12 protein-coding genes and 1 pseudogene are annotated in these 16388 nt (G+C 47.1%); 3 read left to right on the forward strand and 10 right to left on the reverse strand.

Features of this window, described 5'->3' with window-relative positions; genetic code table 11:
• Nucleotides 1-35 precede the first annotated feature (35 nt).
• The 8 genes from uvrC to GLV81_RS02250 form a co-directional block, all read right to left on the reverse strand.
• Nucleotides 36-1502 carry an excinuclease ABC subunit UvrC gene (uvrC, locus tag GLV81_RS02220; RefSeq protein WP_246186188.1) on the reverse strand — a complete coding sequence of 489 codons (1467 nt, stop codon included), beginning with the start codon at nt 1500-1502 and terminating at the stop codon, nt 36-38.
• Nucleotides 1439-1840: a GIY-YIG nuclease family protein gene (locus tag GLV81_RS19815; RefSeq protein ID WP_246186189.1), complete on the reverse strand. Its 402-nt coding sequence runs from the start codon at nt 1838-1840 to the stop codon at nt 1439-1441. Before GLV81_RS19815 ends, uvrC begins: the two co-directional genes overlap by 64 nt.
• Before the next feature lie 29 nt (nt 1841-1869).
• Nucleotides 1870-2466: a hypothetical protein gene (locus tag GLV81_RS02225; RefSeq protein ID WP_157476473.1), complete on the reverse strand. Its 597-nt coding sequence runs from the start codon at nt 2464-2466 to the stop codon at nt 1870-1872.
• 53 nt (nt 2467-2519) lie between these two features.
• Complete coding sequence (locus GLV81_RS02230; RefSeq protein WP_157476475.1) at nt 2520-3893, reverse strand: hypothetical protein; 1374 nt, start codon at nt 3891-3893, stop codon at nt 2520-2522.
• Between the two features lie 50 nt (nt 3894-3943).
• Nucleotides 3944-4516, reverse strand: a complete 573-nt coding sequence (locus GLV81_RS02235) for an RNA polymerase sigma factor (RefSeq protein WP_157476477.1) — start codon at nt 4514-4516, stop codon at nt 3944-3946.
• A 170-nt stretch (nt 4517-4686) separates the two neighbouring features.
• Nucleotides 4687-6948, reverse strand: coding sequence for a TonB-dependent receptor (locus GLV81_RS02240; RefSeq protein ID WP_197428854.1), 2262 nt, complete (start codon nt 6946-6948; stop codon nt 4687-4689).
• Nucleotides 6949-7044: 96 nt separating this feature from the next.
• Nucleotides 7045-7524 (reverse strand): hypothetical protein, encoded by a 480-nt coding sequence (locus GLV81_RS02245; protein WP_157476481.1) that lies wholly within the window; start codon nt 7522-7524, stop codon nt 7045-7047.
• Nucleotides 7525-7586: 62 nt separating this feature from the next.
• The gene (locus GLV81_RS02250; protein ID WP_157476483.1) at nt 7587-8108 is read right to left on the reverse strand and encodes a heme-binding domain-containing protein; all 522 of its coding nucleotides are present in this window, start codon (nt 8106-8108) and stop codon (nt 7587-7589) included.
• A gap of 410 nt (nt 8109-8518) precedes the next feature.
• On the opposite strand from GLV81_RS02250, the pseudogene GLV81_RS19125 reads away from it, so the two are divergent.
• Nucleotides 8519-9474: pseudogene (locus tag GLV81_RS19125) on the forward strand (DPP IV N-terminal domain-containing protein); the annotation flags it as partial.
• A 258-nt stretch (nt 9475-9732) separates the two neighbouring features.
• Nucleotides 9733-10428 (forward strand): alpha/beta hydrolase family protein, encoded by a 696-nt coding sequence (locus GLV81_RS19820; RefSeq protein WP_246186413.1) that lies wholly within the window; start codon nt 9733-9735, stop codon nt 10426-10428.
• Between the two features lie 51 nt (nt 10429-10479).
• On the opposite strand, the gene GLV81_RS02260 is transcribed toward GLV81_RS19820, so the two are convergent.
• Together GLV81_RS02260 and GLV81_RS02265 are read right to left on the reverse strand one after the other, a co-directional pair.
• Nucleotides 10480-11403 carry a hypothetical protein gene (locus tag GLV81_RS02260; protein ID WP_157476485.1) on the reverse strand — a complete coding sequence of 308 codons (924 nt, stop codon included), beginning with the start codon at nt 11401-11403 and terminating at the stop codon, nt 10480-10482.
• A gap of 141 nt (nt 11404-11544) precedes the next feature.
• Nucleotides 11545-13101 (reverse strand): M20/M25/M40 family metallo-hydrolase, encoded by a 1557-nt coding sequence (locus GLV81_RS02265; protein WP_157476487.1) that lies wholly within the window; start codon nt 13099-13101, stop codon nt 11545-11547.
• A 135-nt stretch (nt 13102-13236) separates the two neighbouring features.
• Here GLV81_RS02265 and GLV81_RS02270 point away from each other — a divergent pair, with 135 nt between their 5' ends.
• The gene (locus GLV81_RS02270) at nt 13237-16356 is read left to right on the forward strand and encodes a S41 family peptidase (protein ID WP_157476489.1); all 3120 of its coding nucleotides are present in this window, start codon (nt 13237-13239) and stop codon (nt 16354-16356) included.
• Nucleotides 16357-16388 lie beyond the last annotated feature (32 nt).

The following is a 16388-nucleotide window of genomic DNA, read 5'->3' on the forward strand; positions in this document are numbered from 1 at the left end:
GAAATACAGAAGCCGGTGCTACACAGCATCGGCTTTTATTTTGGGGCATAATGGGCCAGTACCAACTGTGCTTTTTGCTTGCCGATAACCGCTTCAAGTTCCGGCAGGCTGGCTTGCTTTATCTTGTTGACTGACCTGAAATGCTTGAGCAAGGCAGTGGCTGTTTGCTTACCAATGCCGGCAATGTCTTCCAGTTCATTTTTAAACGTGCCTTTGCTGCGCTTTTGGCGGTGAAAAGTGATGCCAAAACGGTGCACTTCATCGCGGATGCGGCGTACCAGTTTTAGCCCCTCGCTGTTCCAGTTGAGTTTGATGGATTGCTGGTCGCCGGCAAAAAACAGTTCCTCAATATTTTTGGCCAATCCCACCAGCGTCATTTGGCCGGTGAGGCCAAGTTCTTCAATGGCTTCAAGAGCTGCATTGAGCTGGCCTTTGCCGCCATCAATAATCACCAACTGGGGCAGCTCGGCCGCTTCTTCGCTTAGCCGCTTGTAGCGACGGGTTACGGCCTCTTTCATAGTGGCAAAGTCGTTAATGCCTTGCACCGTTTTTACATTAAACCGGCGGTAGTCATTTTTGGAAGGTGCACCGTTTTTAAAACACACCATGGCACTCACAGGATAACTACCCTGAAAATTACTGTTGTCGAAGCATTCAATGTGGAGCGGCAGCTCGGGCAAACTCAACGCATCTTGCAATTCTTCCAATATATCCAGCAGCTGGTCTTCCGTTTTTTCTTCAATGTTCAGCAGTTTTTTCCGCTTCACTTCATCTTTAAACAGCAGTACATTTTTCTGGCTGAGTTCGAGCAGTTTCTTTTTATCGCCCAGCTTGGGAATGGTTACCTGCACCCTTGCGTCGGCATATTCCAATTCTATGGGTACAATCAATTCTGTAGCATCACTATCAAACGATTCACGGATACGGGCAATGGCAAAGGAAAGTACTTCTGCTTCTGTTTCATCGAGGTGTGGCGTAAGTTGCAGCGTATGTGTTTGCACAATAGTGCCGCTTCTCACCATTAAAAAGTTGACGTAGGCAATGTCTTCAGCTTTGTAAATACTGAAAACATCTACATCACTTACCTGCTGACTTACCACCACCGATTTGGCCTGGTATTGCTCCAGGTGTTCGAGCTTCTTTTTGGTGATTTGTGCTTTTTCAAATTCCAGCTGCTCTGCATAGCGGCGCATTTCTTCTTTGTAATACTGCACCACTTCGCCAAGTTTTCCTTTCAGCACCTGCTTCAATCTGTTGAGGCCTTCCCGGTATTCCCATTCTGTTTGAAAACCAACACAAGGCCCTTTGCAATTGCCCAAATGATATTCGAGGCACACCCGAAATTTTTTGGCCGTAATGTTTTTTTGCGTCAGCGGTAGTTTACAGGTACGCAGTTGAATGTGTTGCTTAATAAACAGCAGCAACTCTCTTACTCTTGCTACAGATGTAAACGGACCAAGGTATTCGCTGCCATCATTGATTTTTCTGCGGGTAAGAAACACCCGGGGGAAAGGCTCTTTTTGATAACGATATACGGATACGTTTTATCGTCCTTCAGATCTATGTTGTACTTGGGTTGGTATTGCTTGATGAGTGCATTTTCCAGAAAGAAAGCATCCTGCTCGGTATCTACCACATTGAACTCAATGCGAACAATGCGTTGTACCAGCTCATGCGTTTTGTAGCCGGCGTATGTTTTGTTGAAATAAGAGCTGACACGTTTGCGTAAGTCTTTTGCCTTTCCTACGTAAATAATGTGGTCTTGTTCATCAAAGTATTTGTACACGCCGGGTTGATGCGGTATGGTTGGAGCAATCTTTCTAAACGTTTCAGCATTCATAATGGTACGCAGATAAATACGCTACACTTTTAAAAAGGTTTATCCCAAACAAACTCAGTGATGCGGTTGATGCTGCGGCCGTCTTTGTATTGAATGGTTTGTGCCAATTGACATTTCATGTGGTGCTTCCACAGCACTTTGGTAGAAATACTACTGTCGGTATATGGCTGCTCAATGGTGAGTGCCAGCGACTTTACCTGCTGTGTGGCAGGATGCAATAATATGTCAGCCTGTTGCAGCGGTAGTGTTGGATTGTTGGTGCTGATGGAAAAAGTGATGGATTCAGTACTCAGGTCGTTGAACGATGTTTCAGTATACTGCGAACGGAGCTCATTTTTATTGGGGTCGATGCTGGTAAAAAAAGCAACGGCTGAATGGAAACTTGCTTTATCGATGATGAGTGAATCAACGGTTTTACCATTTTGCCGAACTGTCTTCTCTACTGCCAATGGCATAGAGTCGAGATAGGCCAGCTCATTGTGCAGGTATTGTGCAAAGGGATAAAGGGGTTGAGAGGCAGTGCTGTCTATAGTGCTTGCTTCTTGTTCAGGCGCTGTGTCTGTATTACTGCAAGCCGTTAATAACAGCAACATTAATCCCCAGAAAATGGCCAAAAGTTTGCGCATAAAAAAGCCTTGCTTGTATATAAAAGCAAGGCCGCTAAATTACCGCAATGCGGTTATTGTAATGTTTTTACGAAGCCAATTTTCAAACCGTAATCAATGAGGTGCTCACGTACAGGATAGCTGCGTACGGCACCGGGCAATAACTGATAACGGATTTGCGGACCCACCTGCCAGCTGGTGCCTTTTTTGCCAGTAAACTGCATGAATGCTTCTACGCCTGTGTTCACATTCCATTTGCGCAGCAAAGAAGGTTGTTTTACATAGCTCAGGTAATCTGCCGAAATAAGCCATGATTGCTGGCCGATATTATAGGTTGGTTGAATGGTTGCAGCTACTACAAAACGGGCATGGTTAAATCTTGCCATTTGCAGTTCGAAACCTATGGGGGCACTTACCTGCAAAAGCTCGTTGGATACTTGCATGGGTTTGCCACCACTTACATTGCTTACATCTGTCATAGCTACCATGGTATCCATCCGCATACCCTGGTTTATCATAATCAAAGCGGGCTGTGGAGCAGCACTGTAGGCTTCGATGGCATAGCGGCGGTAGTTGGCCTGTACGCCCATTTTCACCCGAAGATTTTCGGTAACCTGATAGCTAAAAGCAATGCCCGCTTCAATGCCGGTTTTAGGCGTGTGTTTTACCATAGCACCCAGTGTATTGGGGTTGCTGGTTAATGCCGTAGCCAATGCCGTTTTTTCTTCACTCAAAAACCGGTAGCTCATACTGGGAGTAGCATAGTACTGCACTGCCCAGCGAGATTTCTTTTTGCTTAGCCGATTAGCGGTTGAGGCTAATGCTGTACTCTTTTCAGTAACAGTATTTGACAATGAAGCAGTAGCGTCATCAGCAATAGCCTGGTTACTGTTGATGTCGATGGCAACTGTATTATGTGGAGTGACTGCGTTTGCGTATAAATAATCGGTGAGTGAAAAATTTGACGGCTCTTCTATAATAGTAGGTGTCAAAGAAATGCCTGCCTGAACGGCCGATACTTCCACCGGTGTAGGCAGCGGCGCTACATTGATGACAGCACTGTTGAGCACCTCATCTTCTACAGCTGTATGTGCTAAGGCTCTTGGTGTATGAATATGTGTGCTGGAAGCCTGCGGCTCAAAGTTGTTGGTAATGCTGTTGCTGTTGCCGGCTACTTTAAATGCAGGTTTGGCCACCACAGGAATATGGCCCAATGGCGCAGAATGCTTTACCGTAAACAAATCTTTATCGGGCTGTAGAAAAATCAATGCAGCCAGCATAAGTGCACCTGTAAAAATGGCGCCGAAGGTGAGGGCCGGCCACTGCTTATCGCCCTGAATTTCTTTGTTGATATTTCGCCATACCCTGTCCGACGGATACATGCGGAGCTCTTCTGCCGATTCCGACAGGAAGCCCTCCAACTCGTCGTGGTATAGCTTGTTATTCATAGCAGTTTACTTGTCTCTTTCTATGCAGGCATGCTGTGCTATCCTTGTGCTTAGCTGAATGCTATAACGGCGTCCGGATGCAGCGATGGCTTTTCAATAATGTTTCGCTTGATGAGCATTTGTTCCAACATGGCTTTTGCTCTTGTGTACTGGCTGCGGCTGGTGCTTTCACCAATATCAAGCATGTCTCCAATTTCTTTATGACTAAAACCCTCAATAGCATACAGGTTGAGTACAGTGCGATAGCCAGTGGGCAAATGCCTGATACACTCTACCACTTGCTTGGCTTGCAAAATCGATGGAATGTTTTCTCTCGATTGTGCTTCCTGTGCATGTTCTAAATCCAGGGCATCATTAAATTTCTTGTTTCGCTTCAGCACATTAATGCAAGTGTGTACAATAATGCGTCGAATCCATCCTTCAAATGCCCCTTTGTTTTGAAAAGTGTGCATTTGAGAAAACACTTTAATGAAGCCTTCCTGCAGCATGTCTTCTGCATCTTCTCTTGAATGCGCAAACCGATAACATACCGCCAGCATTTTAGGGCTGTACCTGTTGTACAGTTCCCTTTGGGCCAGGGGGTTGTTATCTATGCAGCCTGCAATGAGGAGGTCTTCTGTCATGTGTAGTCGTTGGTCAACTACACTAATGTAGACATTTTTTGCCCTTATGTGCTGCACGACAGCAAAAAATCACATAGAAAATGGCTGGTGCGGAGGGAATTAGCATTTCTGTAAAAAGCAAAAGGCCCGCCTTTTGAGCGGACCTTTTAAGTGCACAGCAAATCTGCCAGTTAGAAGCTGGCTCTGAGTGATACAATGATACTTCGGCCAGGTGCTGAAAAACCCGATGCAAATACACGGTAGTTGCGGTCGGTAATGTTTTCCAGTGCGGCTTGCAGACTCAGCTTGGGAGATAATTGATATTGCCCCCGAATGTTGAGCGTTGCCCATGAAGGCATGCCATCGGCGGTGGCATACTGGGCATTGTCTTCACCATCGGGGTTGTAGTCTTTAATTTTCTTCCAGCCATTGTACATAGCCCATACTTCTGCACTCCATACGGTACTGCTGTAGCGCAGGCTGGTACGGCCATACACCGGCGGAATGTGGTCCAACGGAACCTCTGTGCCATTGGGACGGGTGTATGTGCCTTTGGTAAGGTTGATGGTGCTGTACAATTCCCAACCCTGTGCCGGCACCAAGGTTACCGCAGCATTGAAACCATAGAGGCCTGCTTTGGCATTGTTTTGTGCAGCCAGTGTTTGGTATTTCACGCCGTTGTACACAGTTGAGTCCTGACCATTTACCTGAAACTTGTCTTTTACAATGGCATCCTTAAACCAAGTGTAATACACTGATGCATCGAAACGCAACCATTTGCCTGCTTTTACATTGATGCCCAACTCTGGTGAGATGGTTTTCTCGGGGCGGATATCGGGGTTGGGTACTACCAACTGCCGGCTGGCGGTACTGCTTTCAAATATCTTGGTGAGGTCATCAATGTTGGGCGAACGGAAGCCGGTGGCTACCCCAGCATTAAAGCGGAGATTTTTGACAGGAATAAACACGAGGCCCAGATTGCCACTTACACCCACCGGATTTTGTTTGAGGTTGGTGAATGGACGGAACGCTGTGCTGTTGTCGATTACAGTACTGTTGAGCCAGGTAGACTGTACACGGATGCCATCGTTCAATACCCATTTGTCGTTTGTAAACTTGAACAAATGCTGTGCATAAATGCCCAGTGAGTTATACGTGTTTTTTTCCGGATAACGGGTGTCGAGGCTGCCGGTGGCACCGGTATTGATGTTGAGGGTAAATGCCCTGGAGCGTACATCGTTTAACTGTAGGTCGATACCGGTGTGCAATTCGTGCCGCCCCCAGTTTTTCTTGAGGTCGGCATACAGGCCGCCTACTTTCACCCGCTCAATGCGGTTTTGCCGGTTGAGGTTGTTTCTATCTCGTTGATAACGGCTTTCTTCAATATCCTGATAGCTGGCCGTAATCCGCAACTGATTGAAAAAACCTTTGAGCTGCGCATCGAATGTGTAGCTGAACAGGTTGCGTTTTTGCGGCCCGTAATACCATTCCGCAAACCGCAGATTGCCATTGCGTACATCTTGCAAACGATCGTAGCGGGGCACATCGCTGCTGTTGCTCAACTGAATATTGAGGGTGTGCGACTGTTTGTCATTGGGCCGGTACAATAGTTTGCCAAGGATATCCCACTGCTGATAACCGCTGAATTTCTGGATGCGGTCATCATTGTTTTTCACAATGCTGTCTACGCCATTGATGCGTTGTACAAAGGTTGACCGTCGTCCGAAATTGGGATACTTGTCAGGATAGTTATTGCCCATCCGTAGGTCATCAAAATCGCTGTAGGTAGCGCTGAAGATAGCGCCCCATTTTTGCCCGCCAATGCTCACATCGGCATGACCGGTCTTTTCCTGATTGGCACTGGTGTAGCGTACAAAGCCATTGCCGCTTACTACCGTTTTGCCGGCCATTTTCGACAGCGTCGGGTCTTTGGTTTTAAAAGCCACTACACCACCCAAGGCATCACTGCCGTACAGCGTAGAGCCCGGGCCATACAGTACTTCAACCCGTTCGAGCATGTTTTGATCGATGGTGATGACATTCTGCAAATGCCCACTGCGATATATGGCATTGTTCATTCGCACTCCATCCAGCACCAGTAAAACCCGGCTTGCCTCAAAACCACGAATGACAGGGCTACTGCCACCTTGCTGGCTCTTTTGCACAAATACATTGCCCGTTGCCTGCAGCAAGTCGCCCGTATTTTGTGTATTGACCCGCTTGATGAAGTCTTTGCTAACGATGTCTACCTTTTGTACCACGTTTCTTTTTCGTTCAGGAAACTTGGTAGCCGTTATCAGTACTTCTTGCAGGCTGGTATCGCCTTCCGGTTGGTATACCGGTTTCTTTTTTTGTGCATGTACCATGCCGGCTGCTAACAGCAAGCCCGATAGTACTGCAATATTTTTCCAATAAGTAGTTGGTTGCATGTAGTAATACATATATATAACCATACACGACTTCATACAGGTTCGCCGTGTATCGTCGTGAAAGAATACAATGAGTGGATGCTGCTGTATTGCCAGTATTCAGCAACTACAGCAGCGACTTTAAATAAAAAGAAAAGAAGCAGCAACGCTGGGTGGTTGCTCTGGCGTACGGCCAAAGCCTTTGCTCAAAGGGCTATGCTTAAAACTGCTATAAATGAAAGCTGTTGGAGACTCATGATATGCTGCACAACTGATGATAGAAAGAGGTGCAGAACTGCCCATGGCTGCATACAAAAGCAATGCAGATTGGCCGTAATGATGCTGTGTATTTTTTTGTTGTAAGGATTCAAAAAAAGACAGCAATGCTTTTTCTTCATCATCAAACAAACCTGTAAAAATGCTGATGTTGCCTAGCTGTTGTTGTGTTTTGATATCAAACATTCTGTTTTGATACCTGATTTCTTTGCCTGGTTTTACCCAGCTGTATTCATGGGCTGCAAGCCGCAACTCTACCAAGTGTGTTTCATGCAGTTTTCGTTCCATCGCTTCGCGGATGGCGTGTCTTTCGGCCCAAAACATAATGGTAAGAATATACGGCATGGCCGTTGCCACTAAAAGCAACAGCAATGCACTATACCTGCTTATTGTAAGAAGCCGGTGCATCAGGGTTTAGCCTGCAATTCTTTGCGGGCAGCTTTGGCCCAGTCCACAATCATTTTTTGCTGTGCAGCTGTCAGCTTGGCTTCTCCATGAATGAGGGTGTATGATTGTAAAGGCATTTCACCTTCCTCTACTGTTTCTATCACTTCCTCCAATTTATGATCTTGACGCAAGGCTACCGTGCTGTAGCGGTCGTTGGCTTTTACCAACGCAAAGTCTTGAAAGTTGAGGTGTCCTTTGCCTTCGTCAATATGATCTTTGAGCCACCAACCCACGGGTTGCAAATTGCTGTACCAGGGATAGTTGGTGAAATTGCTGTGGCAATCGTAACAAGCGGTTTTCAGTAGGGCATGCACACTATCGGGTACGGTTACCACTTTGCTGATGTCGTTGGCCATCTCCATGCTCTGGTTGTTTTTGCCGGGCTGTATAAACTGGATGCCCAACAGGATAATCAACAGTATCGTCAGGATGCGTTTTACCCAACTTTTCTTTGGTGCGGCGGCGGCTGGCTTGTTTTCCATACACATGTTTTTAGCTACACAATATTACTGCATATAAATGGGCAATATTGTCCGTTCGTGTATAAGACTCTGTTTGCGTTTCCATACATTCGCTATCGCCTGATGGCCGCTGCAGCCAAAGGCGTCTAACCAAAAGATTCAATCAAATACTCATGAGAAAGTTCGTTCCCATGCTGCTGCTGGCAGCACTCGGCGGATCATCGGCCCTGGCCCAGCAGGCTTTTACCAAAGACAACCTGCTGAAAAATCAACTGCCTGCCAATTTTTACAATGCTCCCGTGCAAGTGCTGGAGTGGCTCGACGATGAGAAGGTGATATTGTATGGTAAGCCTGCACCCGACAGTACAGCACGGCCATACATTTTGGAAATAAAAACCGGCAAAACCATGGCACCTGCTGCCGATTATAAAATGCCATCGCAGCGTCGGCCCGAGCAGCCGTTGTTCATCAAAAACAACGACATTTTTTTGCGCAGCACAGCTGGCGAAAAACAACTGACGTTTGACAAGGCAGCGGAGAAGAATCCAACTTTCAGCCCCGACGAAAAGTTTGTGGCCTTTACCCGCAACAACGATTTGTATACAGTAGAATTAGCTACAGGTAAAGAAACCCGCCTCACCAAGGATGGCACCGATTTGATTTTGAACGGCTATGCCAGCTGGGTGTATTGGGAAGAAATTTTTGGTCGCCCAACGGCCTTCCGTGCTTTTTGGTGGAGCCCCGATAGCAAGACACTGGCGTACATGCGTTTTGATCAAAGCCGTATTAACATGTTCCCGCTGTACAACGCCGACGGCAGCCACGGCAGCCTCGAAGAAACCCGCTACCCCAAGGCCGGCGACCCCAACCCCGATGTAAAACTCGGTTTTGTACAAGCCACCGGAGGCAGCACTACCTGGGTTGATTTCAACAGTGCGGTAGACCACCAACTGGGCTGGCCCGAGTGGAAGCCCGATGGCAGTGCCTTGTATGTGCAGTGGCAAAACCGCGGCCAGGATTCGCTCCGCATGTTTGCGGTCAATCCGAAAGATGCTGCTAAAAAAGAAGTGTATTTCGAAACACAAAAACATGGATTAGCCTGGATGAAGCAGATGACCGGCTTACGTTTATCAACGGCGGTGCCGACATGATTATCATGAGCGACAAAAGCGGCTGGAAGCATTTTGCCGTGTACAGCAGCGATGGTGTGTTTAAGAACAACATCACCAACGGCAACTTTACCGTGCAGGAAGTATTGGGCCTCGATGAAAAAACGAAAACGCTGTACATCAGGGTTCGTGGCAAAGATGGTTTTGCACGGAGTGATATTTATGCAGCTTCGTTGGATGGTCAAAAAATGACCCGCCTTACGTTTGGCAACTACAACCACAGCCGCCCCATTTTTTCGCCCAACTACAAATACCTCATTACTTCGTACAGCAATATTATCGACCCCGGTGGTATGGCCATTGTCAACAATCAGGGTAAGCTGGTACGTGAGCTGAGTAAAACGGCCGGCAGTGCCATGAGCAATTATACACTTGCCAAAACAGAACTCATCTTCATTAAAAGTGCTGATGGCAAATATGATTTGCCGGCCATCGTTACCTATCCAACCAATTATGTAGCGGGCAAAAAATATCCCATGCTGGTAAATGTGTATGGTGGCCCCGATGCCTCACAAGTAACCGATGCATGGCAATGGAATGGCCAGCGCCAGTGGTATGCCAGCGAAGGCTTGCTGCAGGTTACTTTCGACAACCGTGCCAGTGGTCATTTTGGCAAAGCTGCTATCGGAGAAATCCATCGCCAGCTGGGTATTCTGGAAATTGAAGACTTCCGCACCATGGCCAAATACTTCATTGATAAGGGCATGGCCGATCCGACAAAAGTGTGCATCACCGGCTTTAGCTTCGGTGGCTACATGAGCTGTATGGCACTTACCTATGCCAGCGATGTATTTACACATGGCATGGCAGGCGGCAGCGTAACGGACTGGCATTTGTACGACAGCCACTACACCGAACGTTTTATGGATACCCCCGGCGAAAACCCGGAAGGCTACAAGAAAACCAGTGTGATGCAATATGTAGACAAGTACAAAGGCATGCTGCAAATTGTACATGGCACCATGGACGATAACGTACACATGCAAAACAGCATTCAGCTGATTGGCGCCTTGCAAGACAAGGGTAAAGACTTTGAATTCATGTTGTATCCAAACGGCCGTCACGGATGGGGATTTATGCCTGCCCGCAACAATCACTTCACCAATTTGAAAACGAAGTTCATTTACCAGCATTTGCTGGAGAAAGAAGTGCCAAAAGAGATTTTGAGATAATGCAGTTTGTGCAACAAAAAGCCTTCCGATTCGGAAGGCTTTTTTATTTACTTAAGTTGTTACAATCAATACGGTGAGCAATCCGCCGATCAGTAAATACACGCCAACAATCAGATACGGCATTCGTTTGCCGGCCTTGTAATCTTTGATAAATGCGGCACGGGTAGCATCGTGGCCGGGCACCTGCCGAAGCATGCCTACCAATGCTTTGTGTTGCTGAACGGATGCAAAAATCAACGACTGGTCTTGTGGGTTTTCTTCCACCAATTGAAACACATATGCCGGATGATGGGTAGCCACAGCCTGCATGGCTTCGTGAAAATAGCTGCTATGCACACCGTACTGTTGGGGAAGGCTGTACAAGCTGTCTTTGAAAGTATTGTATGAAATATCTTTTGCAGCAGCCTGCATAAAATGTAGCGTTTGTGTATAGCGGTTGTGTATGGAAGCCGTGTTGTCAAAAACCAATTGGAGCTGGCTGGTTAGCAGTGTGTTGAATGCTGGATGAGGCATGGCTTTTGCCGGCCATGCATCCCAAGCAGCAAAGCCATTGCGGAAAGAATAATGCTGTAATGGAAAAGCTGCATTGATGCGTTCACTCAACAAAACATATGACTTCAGTAGTAGCGCTTCATTCAAAATTGTATACACCGTGCTGTCTGAAATTGCCATCAATTGCCAAGATTCTTTTTTGTTCTTGTACAATCGCAAAGCATTGGCATCCTGCATAATGCTAAACTTTGAGCCGCTGTAGTGATTCGCATTGTGGCGCAGCAGCGTATCTGTAAAACTAACGGCAGGACCTGTACCGGCTTTGTCGTAAAAGATACCAATGGAATAAACAAAAGCTGTATCTGGCAGCAGTTGTACTAAATGTTGTTGGTTCTTTTTGCCTGTTTGAAAAAAGACGGGCTGTGCATGCAGGCAAGCCGCATTTACCAATACAAAAACCACTATACACGAAACAAGTTTCATACGCTTACAGTGCTGGTATATAAATGTAAATGCGACCTGATAGCGGAGCATGAGAAATTGTATAAATGGCAAGGATGATGGACAATAAAAACGGCAGTACGCAAACCCGTACTGCCGTTTGATGCATGGAGTAAAAAGGTTTTACTCTACACCGCCTTTGCGGGTTGGGCTGCGTTTAGCAGGCCATTCGCCGGGCTGACCGGTACGTGGGTTGGGCGGCAGAATAATTTTTTCGCGGCTGGTAGTGTTGGGGTCTTCGCAGGCCATGTACACCATAATGGCAGTAAGGATGGCATTGCTACGCACATCATCCCACACAATTTTATCGTAGGTATCGCGGTTGGTATGCCAGGTGTAGTTGCCATAGCTCCAGCTGAGTGAGCTAAGGCTGAATGCAGGAGCACCCGCTGCTACAAACGAAGCATTGTCGGAACCGCCGCCAGCAGGTGAACCAGGAAAGCGGGTTTCCAAACCTTGCTTGTAGGGCTCAGGTACTTTGCTCAACCAGCGGGTAATGTATTCGTAAGAGTGTACAAAACCTGCGCCACCAATGTTGGCTACGCGGCCGGTGCCATTATCCTGATTGAATAACGCTTGCAGATTGCTGACAATATCCGGATGATCTTCTACAAAAGCACGGGAACCATTCAGGCCCTGCTCTTCGCTGCCCCAATGGCCAACCAAAATGGTTCGCTTGGGGTTGGGATACACCTTTTTCAGAATGCGCATGGCTTCCAGCATCACCAATGTACCAGTGCCGTTATCAGTAGCACCGGTGCCACCATCCCAACTGTCAAAGTGGGCACTCAGCATCACATACTCGTTGGGTTTTTGTGTGCCCTTTATTTCTGCTACAGTGTTGTACGTTGGCGCCATGCCAAGGTCTTTGCTATCGGCACGTACACTCAGTTTTGGTGCCTTGCCCGATTCGATGAGGCGATACAACAAACCATAATCTTCCAGCGCCACATCTACGGTTGGAATTTTGCTGGTGTTGGCTGCAAAAATTTTATTGACGCCAAAACCATTGCTCCAGTTAGAGGCAACGATACCAATCGCACCGGCTTTCTCCAATGCCTGTGCCAGTTGCTTGGCATTGAGGCCTGTTGCCGATAATCTTTTACGCCAGGCATCCTGCTGCGCAGCCCTGTCTTTCTTCATTTTTTCAAACGATTCTTTCAGCGCAAATTCTTCCCAGTTGTAATCGGGGCGGCCGGTAGGCTGCGCCATAGAAATGAGTACAAACTTGCCTTTTACATTGGGCAGCCATTGCTGAAAAGCAACCGAATCTTTCACTTCGGGAATGATGATGCAATCGCCGGAAACGGCTTTGCCACCTGTATTGGGGCTCCATGCCAGCTGTGTGCCTTCAAGGGTTTTTACCCAAGGGGCAATCATGTCAATATGAGTAACGCCACGTTCCCAGCTGCGCCATTCGCCCCACTTTTCATTGCGGGCTGCAATGCCCCAACTTGTGTATTTGGCCACTGCCCAGTCATGCGCCTGTTGCATTTTGGGTGAGCCTACCAATCGGGGACCAATGCCATCCATCAGTTCTTGTCCGAGCGGTTGCAATTGTGAGTTGCTGGTGGCTTCTTTCACAATGGCAGCCACCATAAGTGAGTCTTTGTTTTGAGCTTGCAGGTTGTTGCTCATAAGGGCGGGCAACAGCACAGCAGTAAGCAAAAATCTTTTCATACCGGTGTAGGTTATTTTGTTCATAAGACGACAGCACCGGCTATTTCAAGCAGCTTGCCACTCTTCAATTTTCGTCATCATCCTTCAAGCTTATCATGGCTACGCAATATCTTCGGAACCAATCCCCAATTGTATATGAAACACATCCTCTGGTGCTGCCTGCTCTTTGCGTCGCAGGTGCTGGCACAAAACAACTCAGCCCATTTCATGGCGTATCCATCGCTTACCCCCGACGGGCAAACCATTTTGTTTAGCTACGAAGGCGACATTTGGTCGGTGCCGGCTGCCGGTGGAACCGCTGTACGCCTTACGGCCATGCCCGGTTACGAAACCAATGCCCGTGTTTCGCCCGATGGCAAATGGCTGGCATTTACCGGCAGGCAGTTTGGCAACGCAGATGTATTTGTGATGCCATTTACTGGTGGCGAAATTCGCCAACTCACCTGGCACAGCAGCAGCGATGATGTAGACAGCTGGAGCTGGGATAGCCAGTTTATTTATTTCACCAGTGGTAGAGACAGCCGTCAGTCGGGTTACAAAGTTTCTTTGCAAGGTGGCACGCCTGTACGGGTGCTGAGCGATTATTATTTCAGCTACGATCACAACCTGTGGGAGCACCCACAGTCGAAGGATATTTATTTTACCGATAGCTGGGAAAGTACTAATCAGGCTTACCGGAAAAGATACAAAGGCGCTTTTGCACCCGACATTCAATCGTACAATCCGCAAACCAAACAATTCAAAAAATACACCGATTACAACGGTAAAGATTTTGCCCATTCCATCGACCAAAAGGGCAATGTGTATTTCATCAGCGATGAGGCCAACGGCGAATACAATTTGTATACACTAACTGCTGGCAAAAAGAAAGGGCTTACCAAATTCAACACTTCCATCAAATGGCCGCAAGTGGCTGCCAATGGTAGCAAAGTGGTGTTTGAAAAAGACTATCAGATTTGGAGTTATGACGTAGCAAAAGACAAAGCCACAGCAGTAGATATTCGCATCACCCGAAACTATGTTTTGCCCAAAGACAAAGACTTTTCGGTAGCCGGAGAGATTACGCAGTTTGATGTGTCGCCCGATGGTAAGAAGCTGGCATTTACCAGCCGCGGCGAGTTGTTTGTGAGTGATGTAGAAGGCAAGTTTGTACGCATGATAAATAAGGGGAATGCAGAAAGAGCTACAGAAGTAAAATGGCTGAGCGATAATAAATCACTCTTGTTTTTGCAAACCATCAACGGCTATAGCAATCCTTGTGTGGTAGCAGCCGATGGCAGCAGTGCGGTAAAAGTGCTGGCGCAAGATGCAGCCAACGCCCGATTCTTATCTCTCAATAGTAAGCGTACACAAGCTGCATACATCAGTGGGCGTGGTGAAGTGAAATTGATTGACACAAAAACATACGCCATCAGCACCGTGCTGAAAGATGAGATTTGGGGCAACCGCGGCAGTGTGCCTTTCTTTTCGCCAAATGATGAATACCTGACGCTAAATGTGTACCGCAATTTTGAAACCGACATTGTGGTACATCAGTTGAAAACAGGCAAAACAACGAACCTCACCAACACTGGCGTAACAGAAGCCGACCCCATGTGGAGCCCCGATAGCAAGTACCTCTACTTTGTGAGCAATCCGTTGAAACCAGCGTATCCGTTTGGTTTGTCGCCGGCAAGAGTGTATCGGGTAGCATTGGAAAAATTTGATGATCCTTATCGGCAGGATAAAGTAGATGAACTTTTTCAGCAAGAGAAAAAAGACACCACGAAAAAGAAAGACAGTGTAGCCAGTTTACGCATCGACACGCAGCGCTTTTTGGAACGGATGGAAATGGTAGGGCCTGCGGTAGGCAATCAATACCTGGTGACGGTGTTGCAAAAAGGAGAGAAGCAAATGGTGCTGTATGTGAGTGATCATGCAGAAGGTCGTTCTTCATTATGGAAAACAACCTACGAACCGTTTGAGCAACCCAAAACAGAACGCATACAAGGCGCAGATGGTTTTGGCTACGAAGTGATTGGTGCCGATGGTAAATACTTTGTATTGATGCGGGGTAATATTGCCCGCCTCAATCTCGATGCCAACAAAGCTGAACCCATTACTATCAATTACACATTCCGGCGCAATCTGGCTGAGGAGTTCAATCAAATGTTTGCTGAAGCTTGGGCACAAATGGAAGAAAACTTTTACGACGATAGTTTCCGGGGTCTTGACTGGAAAGCCATCAAAGCCAGATATGCTGCGCATTTGCCGTACGTCAATACACGTTTGGATTTGCGGGTGTTGCTGAATGATATGTTGGGTGAACTCAACTCTTCACACACGGGCTTCAGCACTTTTGGAGATGATGAAAATGTAGTGCTGCAAAACCGCACAGTGGAACCGGGCATTGTGTTTGAGCCAAACAACCCATTTACCGTGAAACGCATTATTGCCCGTGGCCCTGCTGATAAAAAAGGCATCAACATTCAGCCCGGTGATGTATTGGTAAAAGTGAATGATGTAACCATAGATCCGCAACAAGACAGGAGCCGCTATTTTACGCAGCCATCCGCCGATAAAGAAATGCGCCTCAGTTTTAAAAATGCTGCAGGTACGTACACAGTTAGCATTCATCCCACCAATAACGTAAGCGGATTGCTGTACGAAGAATGGATTGATGCCAATCAACAAAGAGTAGACAGTAAGAGCAACCAACGCATTGCCTACACCCACATGAAAAACATGGGCACTGGAGAGTTGGAAACCTTCCTCACAGATATGGGCCGTGACTTCTATCAGAAGGATGCACTCATACTGGATTTACGCTACAACACTGGTGGTAATGTACACGATGAAGTACTGAAGTTTTTGACACAGAAAACTTACCTGCGCTGGAAGTATCGCAATGGTTCACTTACCGGCCAAAGCAATTTTGCACCCGCCGATAAGCCCATTGTACTGTTGGTAAATGAGCAAAGCCTGAGCGATGCTGAAATGACGGCGACTGGTTTCAAAGCTTTGAAACTTGGAACGATTGTGGGCAATGAAACCTACCGCTGGATTGTGTTTACCACCGGTACCAATTTGGTGGATGGCAGTGCATTGCGCTTGCCCAGTTGGGGCTGTTATACACTGGATGGTAAAGACATTGAATTTGCCGGCGTACAGCCCGATGTAAAAGTGCTCAACAACTTCGACGACAAAGCCAATGGCCGCGACCCACAACTCGATAAAGCCATTGAACTGATATTGGAGCAACTGAAGAAGCAGTAACACGGATTACACGAATGACTCGAATGATCACG

The sequence above is a fragment of the Phnomibacter ginsenosidimutans genome (genome assembly GCF_009740285.1).
Lineage (GTDB): Bacteria > Bacteroidota > Bacteroidia > Chitinophagales > Chitinophagaceae > Phnomibacter > Phnomibacter ginsenosidimutans.

Bases quoted from the DNA above. Each gene is read 5' to 3' on its own strand.
- GLV81_RS02270 (WP_157476489.1), top strand. From the start codon at position 13,237: ATGAAACACATCCTCTGGTGCTGCCTGCTCTTTGCGTCGCAGGTGCTG.
- GLV81_RS02225 (WP_157476473.1), bottom strand. From the start codon at position 2,466: ATGCGCAAACTTTTGGCCATTTTCTGGGGATTAATGTTGCTGTTATTA.
- GLV81_RS02230 (WP_157476475.1), bottom strand. From the start codon at position 3,893: ATGAATAACAAGCTATACCACGACGAGTTGGAGGGCTTCCTGTCGGAA.
- GLV81_RS02250 (WP_157476483.1), bottom strand. From the start codon at position 8,108: ATGGAAAACAAGCCAGCCGCCGCCGCACCAAAGAAAAGTTGGGTAAAA.
- GLV81_RS02265 (WP_157476487.1), bottom strand. From the start codon at position 13,101: ATGAAAAGATTTTTGCTTACTGCTGTGCTGTTGCCCGCCCTTATGAGC.
- GLV81_RS02245 (WP_157476481.1), bottom strand. From the start codon at position 7,524: ATGCCGTATATTCTTACCATTATGTTTTGGGCCGAAAGACACGCCATC.
- GLV81_RS02240 (WP_197428854.1), bottom strand. From the start codon at position 6,948: ATGGTTATATATATGTATTACTACATGCAACCAACTACTTATTGGAAA.
- GLV81_RS19815 (WP_246186189.1), bottom strand. From the start codon at position 1,840: ATGAATGCTGAAACGTTTAGAAAGATTGCTCCAACCATACCGCATCAA.
- GLV81_RS02260 (WP_157476485.1), bottom strand. From the start codon at position 11,403: ATGAAACTTGTTTCGTGTATAGTGGTTTTTGTATTGGTAAATGCGGCT.
- GLV81_RS19820 (WP_246186413.1), top strand. From the start codon at position 9,733: ATGCTGGTAAATGTGTATGGTGGCCCCGATGCCTCACAAGTAACCGAT.
- GLV81_RS02235 (WP_157476477.1), bottom strand. From the start codon at position 4,516: ATGACAGAAGACCTCCTCATTGCAGGCTGCATAGATAACAACCCCCTG.